This is a genomic window from Paracidovorax oryzae ATCC 19882 (genome assembly GCF_000687165.1).
Classification (GTDB): Bacteria; Pseudomonadota; Gammaproteobacteria; order Burkholderiales; family Burkholderiaceae_C; genus Paracidovorax; species Paracidovorax oryzae.
Map to the genome: position 1 here is coordinate 1 of NZ_JMKU01000024.1, position 22,029 is coordinate 22,029.

Below are 22,029 nucleotides of genomic sequence, written 5' to 3' on the forward strand. Positions count from 1 at the left end.
GGCCGATGTGACGGACCGCAAGGGCGCCTTGCAGGCGCTGCAGCGCTGCAAGCCCGCGTTGGGTCAAGTGCGAAGCCTGCTGTGCGACAGCGGCTACGTGGGCAAGCCGTTCGCGCAAGGTGTACAGGAGATCCTGGGTGGGCATGTGACGGTGCAGATCGCCAAGCGAAACGAGCTGCGCACGTTCAAGGTCATGCCCAGGCGCTGGATCGTAGAGCGCAGTTTTGCCTGGTTGGAGAAGAACAGGAGGCTGTGGAAGAACTGCGAGCGATGGCTCAACACCAGCTTGCAGTTCGTCCACCTAGCGTTCCTGGTTCTCCTGATCAGGAGACTTTGAACACGTTCTTACACCGACGCCACAGTCACCGTACGCCGGACAGCGGCTGCCGACTCGAGGCGCCTAGTGAAGGCAATCGTCTCAAGGCGGTGGCACCAGCGTGATCCCACTCGCGCTCAACGAATCCCGGATGTTCTTCAAGTATTTGGCGTAATCGTTGGCATCGTTGTCGTCCATGTCTACGACGTAGGTTGGCCGTTTGCGCACGCCATTCACCGAAGCGCCAACCACCCGCGCTTTCCATCCAACGTACGGGGGGTCGTTCGCGATAGAAGTGTGGCGGAGCCAAACACGGTCGTGCATGTCACGGCAGTCGTAGAACGTGAACTGCCGAGTTCCCGATGAGCCTTGATAGTTTGCCTGCAGGGCGGCATGAACAAGAGCCGCGACGGGTGCTCTGTAGCGATCAGGCAGCGCAGAAAAGTAGAAATCGACACGACGTGCGGCCCCGCCAACAATCTCAGCAATTCCTGCCGCATAGTCCGCCGCCACCTCACTGCCAGGATGAAAGATGTACGGGTCAGCAATCACGCACCGCTCGGCATCCACAAGCCACGCCGACTGGTGTGCCCTGAACTTGGTCCTGGCAACGGCTAGATTGCCATCGTTGATTGCTGTCAAGCTCGTCATGAAATTCGGAAGTTGCTGACCGACCTCACTTGGCATATTGCAGCGAACGGGTCTACGCAACAGCTCATCGACTTTCGCTTCGAGACGGTGAAGGTTGTGCCAGGGGCTACACCCGATATCCTCTGATAGCGGCCAATGGGTGCCGTTATCCAGCCATCGTTCTAATTGACGCAGCCACCAACTCACTTCATCACGCACCCGGCGGTTACTGAACCTGTCCGTCCACTCTTTGTCCTGAAGCTGATTAAATAGGCGCTCAAAACGCTCTTTCAAATCACGATCCATCCGTCCTCCACTGCTACTGCAAATGTGCAGGGCTGGCTTATGCGAGCCCTGTCATCAACGATTTAAATGGGGGCAGTCATTGCCCTTGTTGGTCACCTTGCTTGTTTTGATCCCAGGGCGTGGTTAGCCGCTGATGCATCTCGTACATGGTCGCAATACGGAACACATGCAAACCAATTGCCATAACGGATGTTATGGCATACAGGAACACCGCATAGCATGCAGCGCCCCAGATAGCATTTATCACGGGGAGAACGGAGAGGAGTTGCTCTGGCAGAGGGGCTTTGAACCACATGCCCCTTGAAATTAGGGCTAGGAGCAACGCTATCACTTGCACAAAAATGAAGTGCACGAAAGTCGCGCACAGTTCTCGATAGACGGTAGGCTGCTTAGGGTTATCCTCCGGCGCGGCCAGCGAAGCCTTGAACCGTTCATCGCCGAACCCTACGAAGATTGCAAAGCCCCCGAGTGTGAAACCAAGCAGATTCGGCAGCACACTGATGACGGTATCCCACCAAAGTGGCTCACTCCATGAGCCCCAGCAAAAAGGTGTGATTGCCAACGCGGCATGCAGGTAACGTGAGCGCCACACAGCGCGCCAACCACCATAGGCGCTCCAGTAGCGCCTCATGATGGTGTCTGATTGTGAAGTCATGCGACGCCTCAGCTGAGCTATGCAGCGGAGCGCTGAAGAACGTCAGCCACGGTTTCAACCTCCGTGTTGACGTATTCATGGCGCAGCATGGGACGTGCCTTCGTCGAATCTTCTACTGGCAACCCGTCGGAAGTTCGCCCTCGGCCATATACCGATCCGTTGGTTGCCGCGACCTCGGCCATCTCCCTAGTCTCCTCGTCCGGCTCAACCACGGCGTTCTTGGCGTGGAACAGCTCAAGCCTTGCCTTAGTGGTCCTCTGCTCCTCTAGCTTGCGCAACCATCGAGCCTCTGCGCTTTCGCCATCATCTGGGTTGGGACGAACAAGCTCAATCCTCAGGTACTCCAAACCGGGGAGCCCCAATATGTCGTCAACCGATGACGACTCCGGCACGGCCGTTACGGAAATCTCGGGGAAGTCGAATTCCAATGCCGTGCTTTGCAAGATCGATTCGAGGAATTTCGCCGCAATGGGGGGGGCGAACGAGTTCTTTTGATCCTTGGCAACGTACCAGAGTTGGTGCCGACGCGCGTTGAAGACAAAGGGGATGCTCTGCAAGTGCGGCAGGAGATGCCCAGGAATTCTGATGGCCTCGATTTCATCTTCGGTCGCAGGCTCCTTCGTTTCCGAGTTGAACCAGGGCTCGGCGGCATTCAACTTCACGAAGCGATATATGTCGCCCGACAGATAGATATCTCGGCCTTGTCCACGAGGCTTGCTCAATGTCCCAAGCATTGCGCCATGCAATGATCCCAGTCGAATGATGGAGCGGCGACGGAACGCCTTCTGGATCAATTCGATGTACCGATCCGTGGGATGTGGTGCATGCAGCGCAATGTTGAGCGCCGCAAGGGTGATCCTGCGACCCTGAGCCATATAGTCTCCCCCTGATTGTTTCTACAAACTGAGGGGCCAATGGTAGTCCAAGATGAGCTGGCCGCCTCCGTGCAGTAGCCCGAACGCAAGCTATGCCCCGCCACTGACTTCGCGGCCTCCGCGCTCTTAACATGGCTCGTAACACCCTTGAGCACCAGGGCCACCGACTGCGGCGTCAGTTCCCTGCCGCTGGTAATCTGGTCATGACAGTTGATCGGCCGGAACACCGGCCCCCGCTCGATCCCACTGAGCGCCAGCCACTTCTCCAGCGCCTTGACCGGACAACGCGAGGACTTTGCGCAGGGGATGAATACCGTGTGCCCCTTCTCCTGCTTGGTTTTCGTGCGTCGAATTGCCATGTGGCGTGCTCCTGTGTAGAAATGAGAAGCGCACAGCAGTGCAGGCTTCCACGACCGGAGGCGGTCAGAGACTTGGCAATCAGCGAGGGGCGGACAAATCAACCCTGTCGACGAGGGCGCTGCTGTGCGAGTGGATACCGTTCGCTACGCAATGACTTGGAGCAACGGATTTTTAACCGTACCACGGGGCTAATTCGCAGATCGAGCACTGAAAAACTTTGCAGCCCTGCACAGACTGCGATGGCTCAGCGTGATGGAGCTTGGAGCAGACCTGAAAAGACAAAAGCCGCAACGATTGCTCGCTGCGGCTTTTGATATTTGCTTTGTTAAGTGCTAACTGCTAAAAATTTTAAATTCCCTTAGCAACCAAGCACTTACGAGCTTTGTATGGCGGAGAGGGCGGGATTCGAACCCGCGGTGGGGATTAGCCCACACACGCTTTCCAGGCGTGCGACTTAAACCGCTCATCCACCTCTCCGGAAGCCCGCAAGTATAGCAGTGATTCCGGTAGCTTCCCGCGAACTGGTGCAGGAATTTTTTCGGGCAGCCGGGGCACCGCCTGCCCCACGGTCCGCGCTCAGGGCCGTTGCGCGCCCTGCACCATCTTCATCGCGGAGGTGATGAGGGTGGAGACCTCGGTCATGTTGCTGGGCACGACCAGGGTGGTGGTGGCGTCCGCGGCCACGCGGCTGTAGGCGTCCACGGCGCGCTCCGCCACCTTGAGCTGCACGGCCTGTTCGCCGCCGGGCTGGCGGATGGCGGCGGCCACGCGCTCGATGGCCTGGGCGGTGGCCTCGGCCACGGCGGTGATGGAGGCGGCCTCGCCCTGGGCGTTGTTGATCTGCGCCTGCTTCTCGCCTTCGGAGCGGGCGATGAAGGCCTCGCGCTCGCCGGTGGCGATGTTGATCTGCTCCTGGCGGCGGCCTTCGGATGCGGCGATGAGTGCGCGCTTCTCGCGCTCTGCGGTGATCTGCTGCTGCATGGCGCGCAGGATTTCGTTGGGTGGCGTCAGGTCCTTGATCTCGTAGCGCAGCACCTTCACGCCCCAGTTGAGGGCTGCCTCGTCGATGGCGGCGACCACCTGGGCGTTGATCATGTCGCGTTCCTCGAAGGTCTTGTCGAGCTCCAGCTTGCCGATCACGCTGCGCAGGGACGTCTGTGCGAGCTGCGTGACGGCCATGATGTAGTTGCTCGATCCGTAGCTCGCGCGCATGGGGTCGGTGACCTGGAAGTAGAGGATGCCGTCCACCTGCAGCTGGGTGTTGTCGCGCGTGATGCAGACCTGGCTGGGGACATCCAGCGGGATTTCCTTGAGGCTGTGCTTGTAGGCGACGCGATCGACGAAGGGCACCAGGAAGTTGAGCCCGGGCGTGAGCGTGCCGGCGTACTTGCCCAGCCGCTCCTTGACCCAGGCGTTCTGCTGGGGCACGACCTTGATGGAGCGTGCGACGAAGATGCCGGCGATGACGAAGAGGATGAGGGCGATTTCCATGGAGTCCTTTGCTGCCCTGGAGCCGGGCGGGGAAGGGGATTGAAGGAACCCTGCGCCGGGGCGCAGGCGGAAGGAAAAAAGCGCAGGGCGGCAATGCGGCCGCGTGGCCGGGCCGGAGGGCGTGGCGCGCGCCGCTCAGGCGGCCGCGTCCACCACCAGCCGGTTCCCGACCACCTCCGCCACGCGGTAGGTGCCGGGCAGGGCGGTGGCCGCGCCCGCCGGGCCGCTGCGCAGCACCACCGTCCACTGCGCGCCGCGGTAGCGCACCTGGGCCGTGCCGTCAGGGTTCCATGCAGGCACCTGCACGGTTTCGCCGACGTCGAGGTTCACGTCGCGGTTGCTCGCGGCGGGCTGCACGGCGGCCATGCGGCGGCGGCGCAACTGGTGGCAGGCGATGACGCCGCCCGCGCCCACGCAGGCGGCTGCCACGAGCTGCGTGGTGATCGGCAGGCCGGCGTGGGCCGCCAGTGCGCCGGCCACGAGGCCGACGGCCAGCATGAGCAGGTAGAAGGTGCCCGTCACGAGTTCGGCGGCGACCATGGCGCCGGCCATCAGCCACCATAGGGTGGAATGCTGCATCACGGGTGTCCTCCTCGCGTGTCCGTGCCCGGCGGAGCCGGTGCTTTCCCGTCCATTCTGGGTCAAATGCCGATGTCTTCAAAGGGATGACATCGTTATTCCTTACACTTCGCGCCTATTTCGTTTTTTGGGCCCGCTTGCTCGGAGGCTGTGCATGAAATTCCGCTTTCCCATCGTCATCATCGACGAGGACTACCGTTCCGAGAACACTTCGGGCCTGGGTATCCGGGCCCTAGCGCAGGCGATCGAGGCCGAGGGGTTCGAGGTGCTCGGCGTGACGAGCTACGGTGACCTGTCGCAGTTCGCGCAGCAGCAGAGCCGGGCGAGCGCCTTCATCCTGTCGATCGACGACGAGGAGTTCACGCTGGGCTCGGGGCTGGACCCGATCGTGCTGAGCCTGCGCAACTTCATCACCCAGGTGCGCCGCAAGAACGCCGACGTGCCGATCTACGTGCACGGCGAGACCAAGACCGCGCGCCACCTGCCCAACGATATCCTGCGCGAGCTGCACGGCTTCATCCACATGTTCGAGGACACGCCGGAGTTCGTGGCCAAGCACATCATCCGCGAGGCCAAGAGCTACCTGGAGAGCGTGCAGCCGCCGTTCTTCAAGGCACTGCTGGACTATGCGGAAGACGGCTCGTACTCCTGGCACTGCCCGGGCCATTCCGGCGGCGTGGCCTTCCTCAAGAGTCCCGTGGGCCAGATGTTCCACCAGTTCTTCGGCGAGAACATGCTGCGTGCGGACGTGTGCAACGCCGTGGAGGAACTGGGCCAGCTGCTGGACCACAACGGGGCCATCGGCGAATCCGAGCGCAACGCGGCGCGCATCTTCAACGCCGACCACTGCTTCTTCGTGACCAACGGCACGAGCACCTCGAACAAGATGGTGTGGCACCACACGGTGGCGCCGGGCGACGTGGTGGTGGTGGATCGCAACTGCCACAAGTCCATCCTGCACTCGATCATCATGACCGGGGCGATCCCCGTGTTCCTGAAGCCCACGCGCAACCACTTCGGCATCATCGGCCCGATCCCGCAGGCCGAGTTCGAGAGGGACGCGATCCAGGCGAAGATCCGCGCCAACCCGCTGCTCAAGGGCGTGGACGCCACGACGGTGAAGCCGCGCGTGATGACGATCACGCAATCGACCTACGACGGCGTGCTCTACAACACCGAGACCATCAAATCGATGATGGACGGCTACGTGGACAACCTGCACTTCGACGAGGCCTGGCTGCCGCATGCGGCATTCCACCCGTTCTACGGCAGCTACCACGCCATGGGCAAGAAGCGTGCGCGCCCGAAGCATTCCGTGGTGTATGCGACGCAGTCCATCCACAAGCTGCTGGCCGGCATCAGCCAGGCGAGCCACGTGCTGGTGCAGGATTCGCAGACGGTGAAGCTGGACCGCCCGCTCTTCAACGAGGCGTACCTGATGCATACCTCGACCAGCCCGCAGTACAGCATCATCGCCAGCTGCGACGTGGCCGCGGCCATGATGGAGCCGCCCGGCGGCACGGCCCTCGTGGAAGAAAGCCTGCTCGAAGCCCTGGACTTCCGCCGCGCCATGCGCAAGGTGGAAGAGGAGTTCGGCAAGGACGACTGGTGGTTCAAGGTCTGGGGCCCCGAGAAGATGGCCGACGAGGGCGTGGGCCGCGCCGAGGACTGGATCATCCGCAGCGACGGCAAGGGCAAGAAGAACGGCAGCAAGTGGCATGGCTTCGGCCAGTTGGCCGATGGCTTCAACATGCTGGACCCGATCAAGTCCACCATCGTCACGCCCGGGCTGAACCTGGACGGCAAGTTCGACAAGACCGGCATTCCCGCGTCCATCGTGACCAAGTACCTGGCCGAGCACGGCGTGGTGGTGGAGAAGACGGGGCTCTACAGCTTCTTCATCATGTTCACCATCGGCATCACCAAGGGCCGCTGGAACACGCTGCTGGCCGCGCTGCAGCAGTTCAAGGACGACTACGAGAAGAACCAGCCGATGTGGCGCATCCTTCCGGAGTTCTGCCAGCAGCACAAGCGCTACGAGCGCATGGGCCTGAAGGACCTGTGCCAGCACGTGCACGCGCTCTATGCCAAGTACGACATCGCGCGGCTGACGACCGAGATGTACCTGTCGGACCTGACGCCGGCGATGAAGCCCAGCGACGCCTATGCGCACATCGCGCACCGCAAGACCGAGCGCGTGGAGATCGACCACCTGGAAGGCCGCATCACCACCAGCCTGATCACGCCGTACCCGCCGGGCATCCCGCTGCTGATCCCGGGCGAGGTCTTCAACAAGAAGATCGTGGACTACCTCAAGTTCGCGCGCGAGTTCGCCAAGCTCTGCCCGGGCTTCGAGACCGACATCCACGGCCTGGTGGAAATCGAGGACGACAACGGCCACGTGCGCTACTACGCCGACTGCGTGACGCGGGTGGAGCAGCCCAAGCCGGGCCGCCGCGGCGGCCGCAAGGATGCGCCCCAGGCCGAGGACATCGTGCAGGTGGGCAGCGACGGACCGTTCGGCCGGAAGGTCTGACCGCCGCGAGGCAGGCCGCATCGGCCCTGGAAACCCGGTGGCGCGCAAGCGCCTCCGGGTTTTTTTGCGTGGAGCGGCCGTGGCGCTGAATCCAGGCGGCCCCGTGGCCCGTATGAGTGTGCAGCCGCACGAATCGTCGGGCGGCGGTCCACCCCCATGATCCAACGGAGACTTCCATGACCTTCCGCCTGAATGCCCGCCTCGCCGCCGCCAGCCTCACCCTCGCCCTGTCTGCAGCCGCCATGCCTGCCCTCGCTCAGGTGACCGTCGGTGGCGCGCCGATGTTCCCCACCAAGGACATCATCGACAACGCGGTGAATTCGAAAGATCACACCACGCTGGTCGCTGCCGTGAAGGCCGCGGGCCTGGTGGATACGCTCAAGGGCCCGGGGCCGTTCACGGTGTTCGCGCCCACCAACGCGGCCTTCGCCGCGCTGCCGGCCGGCACGGTCGATACGCTGCTGAAGCCGGAAAACAAGGCCACGCTGACCAAGGTGCTGACCTACCACGTCGTGCCGGGCAAGATCGATGCGGCCGCGCTGTCGAAGATGATCGCGGATGGCAAGGGCTCGGCCAGCCTGAAGACCGTGGCCGGCGGCACGCTGACGGCCAGGGCCAGCGGTTCGTCGATCGCGCTGACGGATGAAAAGGGCGGCACGTCCACCGTCACCATCCCCGATGTCTACCAATCCAACGGGGTGATCCACGTCGTGGACAAGGTGCTGCTGCCCCAGTGACAGCAGATCCGCAGGAGGCCTGGATGCGCAAAAAGCCGCAAGGGCCCCCTACGGGGAACCTTGCGGCTTTTCTCGCGGGGACATCGGCCCGGCCCTTGCCGGCGTGCCGATGCGGCCCGGCGGTCAGGCCAGGTTGGCGCTGTCGCGGCTGATGCCGCCGGTCTGGCTGAAGCCGCCGTCCACGTACATGATTTCCGCCGTCACGCCGCTGGCGAGGTCGGACAGCAGGAAGGCCGCGGCATTGCCCACGTCCTCGATGGTCACGTTGCGGCGCAGGGGCGAGGCGTCGGCCACGGTGCCCAGCAGCTTGCCGAAGTCCTTGATGCCGCTGGCGGCCAGGGTCTTGATGGGGCCGGCGCTGATGCCGTTGGCGCGCATGCCCTTGGGGCCCAGCGATTCGGCCAGGTAGCGCACGCTGGCTTCCAGGCTGGCCTTGGCCAGGCCCATGGTGTTGTAGTTGGGCACCGCGCGCAGGGCGCCCAGGTAGCTCAGGGTGAGCACGGCGGCCCTGTCGTTCAGGTAGGGCAGGGCGGCCTTGGCCATGGCGGGGAAGCTGTAGGCGCTGATGTCGTGCGCGATGCGGAAGGATTCGCGCGAGAGGCCTTCGAGGAAGTCGCCAGCGATGGCTTCACGCGGCGCGAAGCCGATGCTGTGCACGAAGCCGTCGAACTTCGGCCAGGTGGCGGACAGGTCGGCGAACATGCGCTCGATCTGCTCGTCGCTCGCCACGTCGCAGTCGAAGACCAGCCTGGAGTCGAACTCGGCCGCGAAGTCGGTGATGCGGTCCTTGAAGCGTTCGCCCACGTAGCTGAAGGCCAGCTCGGCGCCCTGTGCGTGGCAGGCCTTGGCGATGCCGTAGGCGATGGAACGGTTGGACAGCACGCCGGTGATGAGCAGCTTCTTGCCGGTCAGGAAACCCATTGTTGTTCTCCAGTGAATGCGGTAGGGGTGGAATGCCGGAGGGGCGCGGCGCGGCCCGTGGCGGAAAGATGCGGCGGCCGGGCACCCGGCCGGGAAAATCCCCGGCAGGCGTGGACGGCCCGCCACCGTAGTGCAGAATTGTCGCATGCGGTTCTGGAAGATCTGTCTGCTCTGGGGAAGCTGGCTGTGCGCGGCACCGGCCTGGGCCGCGCATGGGTATGCGCTGTGGGACGACCTCAAGTACCCGGTGGGTTTCGCCCATTTCGACTACGTCAATCCCGAAGCACCGAAGGGCGGCGAGTTGCGCATGGTGAGCAACCTGCGCTATTCCACCTTCGACAAGTACAACCCGTTCACGATGAAAGGCTCGCCGCCGGCCTACCTGTCGGACCTGCTGTTCGAGAGCCTCCTCACGGGTTCCATGGACGAGACGGCCTCGGGCTACGGGCTGCTGGCCGAGGACGTGCAGGTGTCCGAGGACCGGCTCAGCGCCACGTTCCGCCTGCGGGCCGAGGCGCGATTCCACGACGGCAGCCCGGTCGAGGCCGCCGACGTGAAGTACACCTACGAGACCCTGGTCGGGCCCCATGCGTCGCCGAGCTACGCGACGCTGCTGCAGGAGGTGGCGGGGGCCGACGTGATTGACCGGCGCACGGTGCGCTTCCGCTTCAAGCACCCCAACCGCGAGTTGCCGCTCACCGTGGGCGGCCTGCCGATCTTCAGCCGCGCCTGGGGGCGCCAGGCGGACGGCAAGGTGAAGCGGTTCGACGAGATCGTGACCGACATTCCCATCGGCAGCGGTCCATACCGCATCGGCCCGGTGGCGTTCGGCCGCGACATCACCTACGTGCGCGATCCGCAGTACTGGGGCCGCGACCTGAACGTGAACCGGGGCGCCTTCAACTTCGACCGCATCACGGTCAAGATCTACAAGGACAATACCGCCCGGCTGGAGGCCGTGAAGGCCGGCGAGTTCGACTTCATGACCGTGTATTCGGCCGGTGACTGGGCGCGCCGCATCGACGGCAAGCTGTTCCGGCAGGGCGTGCTGGTGAAGACGGAGCTCAAGCACCGGTTGCCGGCGGGATTCCAGAGCTACGTGCTCAACACGCGGCGGCCGATGCTCAAGGACCCGCGGGTGCGCGAGGCGCTGGGGCTGGCGCTCGACTACGACTGGATGAACCGGCAGATGTTCTACGGCGGCTACCCGCGGGTGGTGGACCTGTTCGGCAACACCGACTGCCAGGCCACCGGCACGCCGGGACCGGAGGAACTGGCCCTGCTGGAGCCGTGGCGCGGCAAGGTGCCGGACAGCGTGTTTGGACCGATGTACACGCCGCCGTCCACCGAAGGGGAGGGGCATTCTCTGCGCGACAACCTGCGCCGCGCCCGCCAGTTGCTGGCCGACGCCGGATGGACCTACCGCGACGGCGCGCTGCGCAACGCGAAGGGCGAGCCCATGGTGATCGACTACCTCGACAGCAAGGAGGTCGGCGCGCGCACGGTGACCCCCTGGATGCGCAACCTCGAGAAGCTGGGCATCACCCTGCGCTTCACCTCGGTGGACTTCGCGCTGTACCTGCAGCGGCTGGACAAGTTCGATTTCGACATGATCACCCTGGCTTACCCCGGCACCTACAACCCGGGGCAGGACATGCTGGAGCTGTTCGGCAGCCAGCGCGCCGACGTGGAGGGCAGCAGCAACCATGCGGGCGTGAAGAGCCCGGCGGTCGATGCGCTGGCGACCGCGCTGACGCGGGCGAAATCCAAGGCCGAACTGCTGCCCGCCTGCCGCGCGCTGGACCGCGTGATCATGCACAGCCACTACCTCATCCCGCAGTGGCTGCTGTCGGCGCACCGCATCGTGTACAACCAGCAGCGCCTGGCCTACCACGCGCCCATGCCGCCTTATGCGAAGGCCGAGGAGTGGGCGATGTTTTCCTGGTGGAGCCTGGAGCCCTGAGCGGGCCGGCAGCGCAAAGGACCGATCCCGCCCCATGCTCGCCTACATCGCCAAACGTCTCCTGTTGATGCTGCCCACGCTGCTGGGCGTGCTGCTGCTCACCTTCGTCGTCATCCAGTTCGTGCCCGGGGGGCCGGTGGAGCAGTACCTGGCGGAGGCCCGCACCGCGGCGGGCAAGGGCGGGGCGGCCGGCGGGCTGGAGTCGGGCGGCATGCGCTACCGCGGCGACCAGGGCGTGGACCCGAAGCGGCTGGAGCAGATCAAGGCGCTGTATGGCTTCGACAAGCCGGCGCACGAGCGGTTCTTCCAGATGCTGGGGCAGTTCGCCCGCTTCGACCTGGGACGGAGCTTTTTCCAGAACAAGGAGGTGTGGGCGCTGGTGAAGGAAAAGCTGCCGGTCTCCATCAGCCTCGGGCTGTGGACCTTCTTCATCAGCTACCTGGTGGCGGTGCCACTGGGCGTGGCCAAGGCGGTGCGTGCGGGTTCGCGCTTCGACCTCGTGACCACGCTGCTCGTCCTGGTGGGCTATGCGATCCCGGGCTTCGTGCTGGGTGTGGCCCTGCTGGTGGTCTTCGGCGGCCAGTTGCAGTGGTTCCCGCTGCGCGGGCTGGTGTCGTCCAACTGGGAGCAGATGGATTGGGGCGCGCGCATCGTGGACTACCTCTGGCACATCACGCTGCCGGTGACGGCGATGGTGGCGGGCAGCTTCGCGGTGACGGCGATGCTGACCAAGAACGCCTTCCTCGAGGAGATCCGCAAGCAGTACGTGCTCACGGCGCGCGCCAAGGGCCTGTCGGAAAGGCAGGTGCTCTGGAAGCACGTGTTCCGCAACGCGCTGATTCCCATCATCACGGGCTTTCCTGCCGCGTTCATCGGCGCGTTCTTCACGGGCTCGCTGCTGATCGAGACGCTGTTCTCGCTCGACGGCCTGGGGCTGCTCAGCTACGAGAGCGTGATCCGCCGCGACTACCCCGTGGTGCTGGGCACGCTCTACCTGTTCACGCTGATCGGGCTGGTCACCAAGCTCGTCAGCGATCTTTGCTATGTGTGGGTCGATCCCCGCGTGAAGTTCGACTGAGCGCATGAGTATTCCATCCCCCGACCTTTCCGCTCCGGCCGCCATGCCGTCCGTGGCGACACCGCCACCCGCGCCGGTGTCGCTTTCACCTTCCCGCCGCGCGTGGTTGCGCTTCAAGCGCAACCGGCTGGGGTTCTGGAGCCTCGTGGTCTTCTGCGTGCTGGTGGCCATCAGCCTGGCGGCAGAACTGGTGAGCAACGACAAGCCGCTCATCGTGCACTACGAAGGCCAGACGTATTTCCCGCTGTTCAAGACCTACCCCGAGACGACCTTCGGCGGGGATTTCGACACGCCGACTGACTACCTGGATCCCTTCATCCAGGAGCGCCTGAGCGCGGGCGGCAACTGGGCGCTCTACACGATCAACCGGTACGGGCCCAACACGCTGAACTATTTCGCGAAGTCGCCCAACCCCTCCGCGCCCACCGCCGACAACTGGCTGGGCACGGACGACCGGGGCCGCGACATGCTCGCGCAGCTGCTCTATGGTTTCCGCGTGAGCGTGCTGTTCGGGCTGGCGCTCACCATCACCGGCGTGGTGCTCGGGCTGGTGACGGGCGCGATCCAGGGGTTCTTCGGAGGACGTACGGACCTGGCCTTCCAGCGCTTCATCGAGATCTGGGGTTCGATGCCCGAGCTGTACCTGCTGATCATCTTCAGCGCGCTGTTTTCCCCGAGCCTGGCTCTGCTGCTGATCCTGCTCAGCCTGTTCGGCTGGATGGGGCTGTCGGACTACGTGCGCGCGGAGTTCCTGCGCAACCGGCAACTGGACTACGTGAAGGCCGCGCGCGCCCTGGGCGTGCCCGACCGGCAGATCATCTGGCGGCACATCCTGCCCAACAGCATGACGCCGGTCGTCACCTTCCTGCCGTTCCGGATGAGCGCGGCCATCCTCTCGCTCACGTCGCTGGACTTCCTCGGCCTGGGCGTGCCGCCCGGCACTCCGTCGCTCGGCGAGCTGCTGAACCAGGGCAAGAACAACATTGATGCCTGGTGGATTTCCATCTTCACGTTCGCCGTGCTGGTGAGCACCCTGCTGCTGCTGACCTTCATGGGCGATGCGCTGCGCGACGCGCTCGATCCGAGGAAGCAATGAGCACCCCCCTGAGTCGCTGCGCGCCTTCCGCCCTCTCTCGGCTGCGCCGGGAGGGGAGACACCGCCAGCGCGGCGGGGCGGCCCTTGCGCGGCGGTTGCTGGCCGATGCCGCGCCCTGTTTGCACGCCACGGGATACGCTGGGGCGCAGAAAGCTACCCAGTCATGAGCACTGCAACTACCCTTCCATCCTCCGATGCGCCGCTGCTGCGCGTGGAGGACCTGCGCGTGGCCTTCGGCGGCAAGGCAGTCGTGCATGGCGTGGACTTCGACATCGGCGCGGGCGAGAAGCTGGCGCTGGTGGGCGAATCGGGTTCGGGCAAGACCATCACGGCGCTGTCCCTGCTGCGCCTGGCCGCGGACGCGGAGGTGTCGGGCCGCGCCCTGCTGCAGGGGCGCGGCGGCGCGCCCGCTCGGGATCTGCTGGAGTTGCCGGAGCGCGAGATGCGCGGCCTGCGCGGCGGCGACATCGCGATGGTCTTCCAGGAGCCGATGACGGCATTGAACCCGCTGATGCCCGTGGGCCGGCAGATCGCCGAGGTGCTGCAGCTCAAGCAGGGGCTGTCGCGGGCGCAAAGCGCCGTCCAGGCGGTGGAACTGCTGGCCGCGACGGGCGTGCCGGAGCCGGCGCGGCGCGCGGGCGCCTACCCGCACCAGCTCTCCGGGGGGCAGCGCCAGCGCGCGATGATCGCCATGGCACTGGCCAGCCGGCCGCGCCTGCTGCTGGCGGACGAGCCCACCACCGCGCTCGACGTGACGCTGCGCGGCCAGATCCTGGAACTGCTCTCGGACCTGCAGCGCCAGACCGGCATGGCGGTGCTGCTCATCACGCACGATCTGAACCTGGTGCGGCGCTTCGCGGACCGGGTGGCGGTGATGGAGCGCGGCGTGCTCGTGGAGCAGGGGAGCGTGGCGGAGGTGTTTTCCGCGCCTGCCCATGCTTACACCCGGCGCCTGCTGGGCAGCGTGCCGCGGCGCGATGTCATCGAGGATGTGGGGACGGACGCGGCCTCCGGGCCGGACGCAGGCGCTGCGCTGGCGGAGCCGCCGGCCGCGAGCGCCAGGGGCCTGCGCGTGGCCTACGCCACGCCGCTGCCCGGCCTGCGGGGCTGGTTCCGGCGCGGCGAATTCGTGGCGGTGAAAGGTGCCGACCTGGTGGTCCTTCCCGGCCGCACGCTGGGCGTGGTCGGCGAGTCGGGGTCCGGCAAGTCCACCCTCGCGCAGGCACTGCTCGGCCTGCTGCCGTTCCGCGGCGAACTGCGGATCGCCGGCCGGGCGTGGGAACTGCCGGTGCAGCGCAACAGCGCGGCCAACCAGGCGCTGCGCCGCAGCGTGCAGGTCGTGTTCCAGGATCCGTTCTCGTCGCTGTCGCCCCGGCTCACGGTGGAAGAGATCGTCGGGGAAGGCCTGCAGGTGCATGCTCCGCAGGAAAGCGGGGCAGGGCGGCGCGCCCGCGTGGAAGCGGCGCTGGCGGACGTGGGGCTGACGCATGCGCAGTTCCCGGGGCTGCTGGGGCGATATCCACATGAATTTTCCGGTGGCCAGCGCCAGCGGATCGCGATCGCGCGGGCGCTGATCCTGCAGCCGCGCCTGCTGGTGCTCGACGAGCCCACGAGCGCGCTGGACGTGACCATCCAGCAGCAGGTGCTGGTGCTGCTGCAGCGCCTGCAGAAGGAGCGCGGATTGAGCTACCTGCTGATCACCCACGACGTGGCCGTGATCCGCGCGATGGCGCATGACGTGCTCGTCATGAAGGATGGCGATGTGGTCGAGTCCGGCCGGATGGCCCAGGTGCTCGACGCGCCGCGGCACCCCTACACGCAGCGGCTGGTTGCGGCAGCAGGGGAGGGCGGCACGGCCTGAGCTGCTGCGCCGCGGTGGCACGCCCCCTGGCGCTGGAGCCGGGGTGGCCTGGCGTTCAACGGAGCGGCTATGCGCTGCCCGAGGGCGTTGCCGGCACGGACGGGGGCGCTGCGGGCGGCACCGCTTCGGGTTCCTGTTCGGGCCCCGCGTACATGCGGAAATGCTGCTTGCCGGCCCGCTTGGCGGTGTAGAGCGCCACGTCGGCACTGCGGGCCAGTTCCTCGAACGTGGAGCCGTGCTGGGGAAACAGGGCGATGCCGCCGCTGAGGCCGATCTGCCGCGACTCTGCTCCCAGGTCGAAGGGGGCATCGCACGCGGCCACGATCTTGCGGGCGACGTGGCATGCCTGCCCGGGATGCTCCACGATGGGCAGTAGCACGATGAACTCGTCGCCGCCCTGGCGGCACACGGTATCCGAGCGGCGCACGCAGCTGGTGAAGCGCCGCGCAACCTGGACCAGCAACAGATCTCCGGCGTCGTGGCCCAGGGTGTCGTTCACCTGCTTGAAACCGTCGAGGTCGATGTACATCAGGGCCAGGCCGTGCCCGTCGCGGCGCGCCTGGGCGATGGCCTGCTGGGCGCGGTCCTGCAGCAGCACGCGGTTGGGCAGGTCGGTCAGCATGTCGTTCTGGGCCAGGTGGGCCATGCGGCGCGCCAGCGCCATGGCCTCGGTCACGTCCCGCAGCACCATCACCGCGCCGGTGATCTGCCCGTGCCGGTCGGTGATGGGGCTGACGCTGTTTTCCACGTCCATGCGGCGGCCGTCGCGGCAGAACAGCACGAGGCCGCGCCCCGGCGGCAGGGCCTGCGCGCCGGACAGCGCGCTGCGGGCCGGGTGCTCCGCGTGCACGCCGTTGGCAGTGTAGAGGGGTGCGACCTCGTCGATGTCCCGGCCGGCGGCGTGGAAGGCCTGCCAGCCCGTCATCTTCTCGGCCACGGGATTGATGTAGGTCACGTGGCCCGAGGCATCCGTGCAGAGTACGGCGTCGCCGATGGACTGCAGCGTGAGGCGGACCAGTTCCTTCTCCTCGAAGAGCAGGTCTTCCATGCGCTTGCGTTCCGTGAGGTCGTCGATCTGCACGAAGATGCCCTGGGCCTGCGCTCCGTCCATGTCCGGAATGCAGGACACCATCATGTGCCGCACTTCGCCCGACGATATCGGCACCGACCGCTCGTATACCTGCCTGCGGCCCTGCAGCGCACGCTGCAGGTAAGGCCGCGCTGCCTCGCAGGCCTCGGCGGTCAGCAGGTCCTCGATGGGCCGGCCCTGGATTTCTTCCTGGGTCATGCCGAGCCAGTCGAGGTAGGCCTGGTTGGCGAAGCGGTTGCGCAGGTCGCGGTCCCAGTAGGCAACCAGCGAAGGCAGGTTGTCGAGGATGGTGCGCATGTCGTGCTGCGCGCGCTGCAGCTGCGCCGCCACGTTCTGCCGGCGTGCCAGTTCGCGTGCGAACAGCAGGGCGAGGCCGATGCATGCGGCCATGAGCAGGGCGGCGAAGGTCCCCAGGATCACCGCGTTGCGCTGCCACTTCGAGAGGATGCTCTCCACCGACTGCGCCACGGACACCACGAGCGGATAGTCACCCACCCGGCGGAAGGCGTAGAGCCTGGAGATGCCGTCCTGCGCCTCATCCTGCGGTTCGGTGAAGTGCCCTTCGCGACCCTGCGCGAGGTGCTCGAGGTGATGGGTCGCCACCGGCTGTCCGATGCCTGGAGCGTTCCCGGGAAAGCGCGAGATCTCGGTGCCGTCCGTGCGGATGATCTCGGCCAGGCTCTGGGGGCCCAGGCCGAGCGATGCGAAAAGCTCGTTGAAGTAGCTCAGCCGGATCGTGCCGACGACCACGCCGCCGAAGCTGCCGTCCCGGTTGAAGTAGGCGCGGCTCATCGCCAGGCTGTACTCGCCCGTCACCCGCCCCTGGATCGGCCGGCCGATGTATACGCCGCGGTCCTTTTCCCGCATGTGGAACTGGAAATAGTCCCGGTCGGCCAGGTTGGGCATCTTCTTCGCGGGCGTGGCGCCGGCCGACACCACCACGTTGCCCCCGGGGTCTATCACTGCCACGGAACCCAGGCCCCGGGTGCGCAGCGAGTGGTCGAACAGCATGGCGTGCTGCACGTCCGGCGGCAGGCCGGCGAGGTCCGGCCTGGCCAGGGTTTCCACCACGCCGGACAGCGAATGGTCGAAACTGTCGAGCGTGCGGCCGATGCTCTGCTCGAGCGTGCGCGCGAGCGCCGCGTTGGCGTCGCGCGCGTAGTTCCATTCATCGTCGCGGATGGTCAGGATGGCCCGCGCGAAGAGCGCCCCGATGCCGACCGACAGCGCGACGGACAGCAGGAGCATTCGGTAGTGCGGAGTCAGGCGCAGGGACATGTGCAGCGGGCGGCACGGGTCCGCGCGGAAACGGCAGGGAGGGCGGCCCGCGGCGCTGCGGGCTCCCCCGTATTGTCACCGCCCGTGGGTGTGCGGCGCAAACAGGTCCCAGGTGGCGATGAACAGCGCCGCGATGACCGGCCCGATCACGAAGCCCGTGAGTCCGAAGAGGGACATGCCGCCCAGCGTGGAGATCAGCACGATGTAGTCGGGCATCTTGGTGTCCTTGCCCACGAGCACCGGGCGCAGCACGTTGTCCACCAGGCCGATGACCCCGATGCCGAAGGCCGCCAGGCCCGCGCCCTGCCAGACGGCGCCGGTGGCCAGCAGGTAGATCGCCACCGGTGCCCAGATGAGCCCGGCGCCCACGGCGGGCAGCAGCGACAGGAAGGCCATGAGCACGCCCCAGAGCACGGGGGCCTGGATGCCCAGGAACCAGAAGGCGAGGCCGCCCAGGGCACCCTGCGCCGCGGCCACCGCGATGTTGCCCTTCACGGTGGCGCGGATCACGGTGGTGAACTTGGTGGCGAGCTGGCGCTTGTGGCCTTCGTCCAGGGGCGTGGCTTCCCGGATGCGAGCCGCCAGGGCCGGGCCGTCGCGCAGCAGGAAGAACAGCAGGTACAGCATGATGCCGAAGCTCACCACGAACTGCAGCGTGTTCTGGCCGAAATCGATCGCCTTGCTGCCCACGAACTGCGTGGCCTGCACGGTGACGGACGACAGCCGCGCCTGCAGCTCGGAGGCGGTGGTCAGGTTGAGCCGGTCGAGGATCTGCATCGCCCAGGACGGCATGGCCTGCATGACCTGGTGGAAATAGGCGGTGAAATCCAGCTGCCCGGAGCGGATGCGTTCATAGATCAGGCTGGCTTCCTGGACCAGCGAGAGGGTGATCAGCGTCATCGGGAGGATGACGACCAGCAGGCACAGCGACAGGGTGCACAGCGCTGCGAGGTTGGCCCGGCGGGGCATGAGCCGCAGCAGGCGGCGGTGCAGGGGCGCGAAGAGGATCGCGAGGATGATTCCCCAGAAAACCGCACCGTGGAAAGGCCAGAGGATGGCCAGGAAGGCCAGGCTGACGGCGATCAGCAGGGCGATGAAAGTTCGGTTCTGCAGCAGGGTGGTCTTCATGGCAGGGCGGTGGCGAAGTTGGCGCAAATGTACGCGACGGCGGCGGCCGCGCCCTGTGGGACAGGGCCGTGTAGGCGCTGTCCTGCGATCGGTGGCACAATCGTGGGCGCAAGATTCAAGGCCCTTCCCCGAGCCACAGTCGCATCCGCCAACCGGTTCAGCCGTGTCGCGGAAGGTTTTACCAACCAGCTAATGCTTCCCCCAGGGAAGCGGAGGTCAGCGGAAATGAGCGAGACGACGTCCGTCTATCAAGCCTACCAGGGCAATACCTACCTCTTCGGCGGCAATGCGCCCTATGTCGAAGAGATGTACGAGAGCTATCTCGTCAACCCGGGCAGCGTGCCCGACACGTGGCGCGAGTACTTCGACGCGCTGCAGCACGTGCCCGCCGTGGATGGCTCCAACGCCAAGGACGTCCCCCACCAGCCCGTCATCAGCGCCTTCGCCGAGCGCGCCAAGCAGGGCGGCACCCAGGTCGTGGTGGCCACCGGCGCCGATTCCGAACTCGGCCGCAAGCGCACCGCCGTCCAGCAGCTCATCTCCGCCTACCGCAACGTCGGCCAGCGCTGGGCCGACCTCGATCCCCTGAAGCGCACCGAGCGCCCCTCCATTCCCGAGCTGGAACCCTCCTTCTACGGCTTCACCGATGCCGACCAGGAGACCGTGTTCAATACCAGCAACACCTTCTTCGGCAAGGAATCGATGCCGCTGCGCGAGCTGATCAATGCGCTGCGCGAAACGTACTGCGGCACGATCGGCGTCGAGTACATGTACGCCTCCGACCAGAACCAGAAGCGCTGGTGGCAGGAAAAGCTCGAGACCATCCGCAGCAAGCCCAGCTTCAACGCCGAGAAGAAGAAGCACATCCTCGACCGCCTGACCGCGGCCGAGGGCCTGGAGCGCTTCCTGCACACGAAGTACGTCGGCCAGAAGCGCTTCTCGCTCGAAGGCGGCGAGAGCTTCATCGCCGCCATGGACGAGCTGATCCAGTCGGCCGGCTCGCGCGGCGTGCAGGAAATCGTGATCGGCATGGCCCACCGCGGCCGCCTGAACGTGCTCGTGAACACCCTGGGCAAGATGCCCAAGGACCTGTTCGCCGAGTTCGACCACACCGCCCCGGAAGACCTGCCGTCCGGCGACGTGAAGTACCACCAGGGCTTCAGCTCCGACGTGTCCACCGCGGGCGGCCCGGTCCACCTGTCGCTGGCCTTCAACCCCTCCCACCTGGAAATCGTGAACCCCGTGGTGGAAGGCTCGGTGCGCGCCCGCATGGACCGCCGCGGCGACCCGCACGGCCAGCAGGTGCTGCCCGTGCTGGTGCACGGCGACGCGGCCTTCGCAGGCCAGGGCGTCATCCAGGAAACGCTGGCGCTGGCCCAGACCCGTGGCTACTCCACGGGCGGCACGGTGCACATCGTGATCAACAACCAGATCGGCTTCACCACCTCCGACCCGCGCGACAGCCGCTCCACGCTGTACTGCACGGATGTGGTCAAGATGATCGAATCGCCCGTCCTGCACGTGAACGGCGACGATCCGGAAGCCGTGGTGCTCGCCACGCAGCTGGCCCTCGAGTTCCGCATGGAGTTCAAGAAGGACGTGGTGGTGGACATCATCTGCTACCGCAAGCTGGGCCACAACGAGCAGGACACGCCGGCGCTCACGCAGCCGCTGATGTACAAGAAAATCGGCCAGCACCCCGGCACGCGCCGCCTCTACGCCGACAAGCTGGCCACGCAGGGCCTGGGCGAGACGCTGGGCGACGACATGTCCAAGGCCTACCGCGCCGCCATGGACGCCGGCAAGCACACGGTCGATCCGGTGCTGACCAACTTCAAGAGCAAGTACGCCGTGGACTGGAGCCCGTTCCTGGGCAAGAAGTGGACGGATGCCGGCGACACCGCGATCCCTCTCACCGAGTGGAAGCGCCTGGCCGAGCGCATCACGACCATCCCGGAAGGCGTCACGCCGCATCCGCTGGTCAAGAAGGTCTATGACGACCGCGCTGCCATGGGCCGCGGGGAAGTCAACGTGGACTGGGGCATGGGCGAGCACATGGCCTTCGCGTCGCTCGTGGCCAGCGGCTTCCCGGTCCGCCTGTCGGGCGAGGATTGCGGCCGCGGCACGTTCACGCACCGCCATGCCGTGATCCACGACCAGAACCGCGAGAAGTGGAACGAGGGTACCTACGTGCCGCTGCAGAACGCCAGCGAGAACCAGGCCCCGTTCGTCGTGATCGACTCCATCCTGTCCGAAGAGGCGGTGCTGGGCTTCGAGTACGGCTATGCCTCCAACGACCCGAACACCCTGGTGATCTGGGAAGCGCAGTTCGGCGACTTCGCCAACGGCGCTCAGGTGGTGATCGACCAGTTCATCGCTTCCGGCGAAGTGAAGTGGGGCCGCGTGAACGGCATCACGCTGATGCTGCCGCACGGCTACGAAGGCCAGGGCCCCGAGCACAGCTCCGCCCGCCTGGAGCGCTTCATGCAGCTGGCCGCGGACGCCAACATGCAGATCGTGCAGCCCACCACGGCCAGCCAGATCTTCCACGTGCTGCGCCGCCAGATGGTGCGCCACCTGCGCAAGCCGCTGGTCATCATGACGCCGAAGTCGCTGCTGCGGAACAAGGACGCGACCTCGCCGCTGTCCGAGTTCACGAAGGGCAGCTTCCAGACCGTGATCCCGGAGCAGAACGATGCCATCGACAAGAAGGCCGACAAGGTCAAGCGCGTGATCGCCTGCTCGGGCAAGGTGTACTACGACCTCGTGAAGAAGCGCGAGGAAAAGGGTGCCGACGACGTCGCGATCCTGCGCGTGGAACAGCTCTATCCGTTCCCGCACAAGGCCTTCGCCACCGAGATCAAGAAGTACCCGCATGCCACCGAGATCGTGTGGTGCCAGGACGAGCCGCAGAACCAGGGCGCCTGGTTCTTCGTGCAGCACTACATCCACGAGAACATGCTCGACGGGCAGAAGCTGGGCTACTCCGGCCGCGCGGCGTCCGCATCGCCGGCCGTGGGCTACTCGCACCTGCACCAGGAGCAGCAGAAGGCGCTGGTCGATGGCGCGTTCGGCAAGCTCAAGGGCTTCGTCCTCGCCAAGTGAGCGCGTGAACCCCGACCCCGCGAA

Annotated in this window: 16 protein-coding genes and 1 tRNA gene; 8 read left to right on the plus strand and 9 right to left on the minus strand. The window is 65.9% G+C overall.

Going from position 1 to position 22,029, the window contains the following annotated elements; translation table 11 throughout:
- Positions 1-337, plus strand: a 337-nt coding sequence (locus tag T336_RS0117615; protein ID WP_026432237.1) for a transposase, incomplete at its 5' end; no start/stop codon positions are given.
- An 81-nt stretch (positions 338-418) separates the two neighbouring features.
- On the opposite strand, the gene T336_RS26755 is transcribed toward T336_RS0117615, so the two are convergent.
- The 6 genes from T336_RS26755 to T336_RS0117640 form a co-directional block, all read right to left on the minus strand.
- Positions 419-1,252: a hypothetical protein gene (locus tag T336_RS26755; protein ID WP_156957894.1), complete on the minus strand. Its 834-nt coding sequence runs from the start codon at positions 1,250-1,252 to the stop codon at positions 419-421.
- 76 nt (positions 1,253-1,328) lie between these two features.
- Positions 1,329-1,883 (minus strand): hypothetical protein, encoded by a 555-nt coding sequence (locus T336_RS26245; protein ID WP_244883981.1) that lies wholly within the window; start codon positions 1,881-1,883, stop codon positions 1,329-1,331.
- A gap of 41 nt (positions 1,884-1,924) precedes the next feature.
- The gene (locus T336_RS0117625) at positions 1,925-2,782 is read right to left on the minus strand and encodes a DUF4747 family protein (protein ID WP_035208238.1); all 858 of its coding nucleotides are present in this window, start codon (positions 2,780-2,782) and stop codon (positions 1,925-1,927) included.
- Positions 2,783-3,529: 747 nt separating this feature from the next.
- A tRNA-Ser gene (locus T336_RS0117630) sits at positions 3,530-3,619 on the minus strand.
- Between the two features lie 99 nt (positions 3,620-3,718).
- The gene (locus T336_RS0117635; protein ID WP_013594420.1) at positions 3,719-4,633 is read right to left on the minus strand and encodes an SPFH domain-containing protein; all 915 of its coding nucleotides are present in this window, start codon (positions 4,631-4,633) and stop codon (positions 3,719-3,721) included.
- A gap of 135 nt (positions 4,634-4,768) precedes the next feature.
- Positions 4,769-5,212 (minus strand): NfeD family protein, encoded by a 444-nt coding sequence (locus T336_RS0117640; RefSeq protein ID WP_026433545.1) that lies wholly within the window; start codon positions 5,210-5,212, stop codon positions 4,769-4,771.
- Positions 5,213-5,366: 154 nt separating this feature from the next.
- On the opposite strand from T336_RS0117640, the gene T336_RS0117645 reads away from it, so the two are divergent.
- Together T336_RS0117645 and T336_RS0117650 are read left to right on the plus strand one after the other, a co-directional pair.
- Positions 5,367-7,748: an arginine/lysine/ornithine decarboxylase gene (locus T336_RS0117645; RefSeq protein ID WP_019703146.1), complete on the plus strand. Its 2,382-nt coding sequence runs from the start codon at positions 5,367-5,369 to the stop codon at positions 7,746-7,748.
- Between the two features lie 176 nt (positions 7,749-7,924).
- Positions 7,925-8,485, plus strand: coding sequence for a fasciclin domain-containing protein (locus T336_RS0117650; RefSeq protein ID WP_019703147.1), 561 nt, complete (start codon positions 7,925-7,927; stop codon positions 8,483-8,485).
- A gap of 123 nt (positions 8,486-8,608) precedes the next feature.
- Here the strand turns inward: T336_RS0117650 and fabI are convergent, their stop codons facing one another.
- Positions 8,609-9,406, minus strand: a complete 798-nt coding sequence (fabI, locus tag T336_RS0117655) for an enoyl-ACP reductase FabI (RefSeq protein ID WP_026433546.1) — start codon at positions 9,404-9,406, stop codon at positions 8,609-8,611.
- 145 nt (positions 9,407-9,551) lie between these two features.
- On the opposite strand from fabI, the gene T336_RS0117660 reads away from it, so the two are divergent.
- The 4 genes from T336_RS0117660 to T336_RS0117675 all read left to right on the plus strand — a co-directional run bounded on the left by T336_RS0117660 (position 9,552) and on the right by T336_RS0117675 (position 15,404).
- Positions 9,552-11,369: an extracellular solute-binding protein gene (locus tag T336_RS0117660; protein WP_026433547.1), complete on the plus strand. Its 1,818-nt coding sequence runs from the start codon at positions 9,552-9,554 to the stop codon at positions 11,367-11,369.
- 34 nt (positions 11,370-11,403) lie between these two features.
- Positions 11,404-12,447 (plus strand): microcin C ABC transporter permease YejB, encoded by a 1,044-nt coding sequence (locus T336_RS0117665; protein WP_013594426.1) that lies wholly within the window; start codon positions 11,404-11,406, stop codon positions 12,445-12,447.
- Positions 12,448-12,451: 4 nt separating this feature from the next.
- Complete coding sequence (locus T336_RS0117670) at positions 12,452-13,543, plus strand: ABC transporter permease (RefSeq protein WP_026433548.1); 1,092 nt, start codon at positions 12,452-12,454, stop codon at positions 13,541-13,543.
- 163 nt (positions 13,544-13,706) lie between these two features.
- Complete coding sequence (locus tag T336_RS0117675; RefSeq protein ID WP_026433549.1) at positions 13,707-15,404, plus strand: ABC transporter ATP-binding protein; 1,698 nt, start codon at positions 13,707-13,709, stop codon at positions 15,402-15,404.
- A 67-nt stretch (positions 15,405-15,471) separates the two neighbouring features.
- Here T336_RS0117675 and T336_RS0117680 read toward each other — a convergent pair whose 3' ends face one another.
- Together T336_RS0117680 and T336_RS0117685 are read right to left on the minus strand one after the other, a co-directional pair.
- Entirely contained in the window at positions 15,472-17,772 is a 2,301-nt protein-coding gene (locus tag T336_RS0117680; protein ID WP_026433550.1) for a diguanylate cyclase domain-containing protein, read from the minus strand.
- A gap of 75 nt (positions 17,773-17,847) precedes the next feature.
- Complete coding sequence (locus tag T336_RS0117685; protein WP_019703153.1) at positions 17,848-18,900, minus strand: AI-2E family transporter; 1,053 nt, start codon at positions 18,898-18,900, stop codon at positions 17,848-17,850.
- A gap of 225 nt (positions 18,901-19,125) precedes the next feature.
- Between T336_RS0117685 and T336_RS0117690 the strand changes: the two genes are divergently transcribed.
- The gene (locus T336_RS0117690; RefSeq protein ID WP_026433551.1) at positions 19,126-22,005 is read left to right on the plus strand and encodes a 2-oxoglutarate dehydrogenase E1 component; all 2,880 of its coding nucleotides are present in this window, start codon (positions 19,126-19,128) and stop codon (positions 22,003-22,005) included.
- Positions 22,006-22,029 lie beyond the last annotated feature (24 nt).

Excerpts from the sequence above, each read along its gene's own strand:
- T336_RS0117675 (WP_026433549.1), top strand. The coding sequence starts at position 13,707 with ATGAGCACTGCAACTACCCTTCCATCCTCCGATGCGCCGCTGCTGCGC.
- T336_RS0117625 (WP_035208238.1), bottom strand. The coding sequence starts at position 2,782 with ATGGCTCAGGGTCGCAGGATCACCCTTGCGGCGCTCAACATTGCGCTG.
- T336_RS0117645 (WP_019703146.1), top strand. The coding sequence starts at position 5,367 with ATGAAATTCCGCTTTCCCATCGTCATCATCGACGAGGACTACCGTTCC.
- T336_RS0117670 (WP_026433548.1), top strand. The coding sequence starts at position 12,452 with ATGAGTATTCCATCCCCCGACCTTTCCGCTCCGGCCGCCATGCCGTCC.
- T336_RS0117650 (WP_019703147.1), top strand. The coding sequence starts at position 7,925 with ATGACCTTCCGCCTGAATGCCCGCCTCGCCGCCGCCAGCCTCACCCTC.
- T336_RS26245 (WP_244883981.1), bottom strand. The coding sequence starts at position 1,883 with ATGAGGCGCTACTGGAGCGCCTATGGTGGTTGGCGCGCTGTGTGGCGC.
- T336_RS26755 (WP_156957894.1), bottom strand. The coding sequence starts at position 1,252 with ATGGATCGTGATTTGAAAGAGCGTTTTGAGCGCCTATTTAATCAGCTT.
- T336_RS0117640 (WP_026433545.1), bottom strand. The coding sequence starts at position 5,212 with ATGCAGCATTCCACCCTATGGTGGCTGATGGCCGGCGCCATGGTCGCC.
- T336_RS0117665 (WP_013594426.1), top strand. The coding sequence starts at position 11,404 with ATGCTCGCCTACATCGCCAAACGTCTCCTGTTGATGCTGCCCACGCTG.
- T336_RS0117690 (WP_026433551.1), top strand. The coding sequence starts at position 19,126 with ATGAGCGAGACGACGTCCGTCTATCAAGCCTACCAGGGCAATACCTAC.
- T336_RS0117685 (WP_019703153.1), bottom strand. The coding sequence starts at position 18,900 with ATGAAGACCACCCTGCTGCAGAACCGAACTTTCATCGCCCTGCTGATC.
- T336_RS0117635 (WP_013594420.1), bottom strand. The coding sequence starts at position 4,633 with ATGGAAATCGCCCTCATCCTCTTCGTCATCGCCGGCATCTTCGTCGCA.
- T336_RS0117680 (WP_026433550.1), bottom strand. The coding sequence starts at position 17,772 with ATGTCCCTGCGCCTGACTCCGCACTACCGAATGCTCCTGCTGTCCGTC.
- fabI (WP_026433546.1), bottom strand. The coding sequence starts at position 9,406 with ATGGGTTTCCTGACCGGCAAGAAGCTGCTCATCACCGGCGTGCTGTCC.
- T336_RS0117660 (WP_026433547.1), top strand. The coding sequence starts at position 9,552 with ATGCGGTTCTGGAAGATCTGTCTGCTCTGGGGAAGCTGGCTGTGCGCG.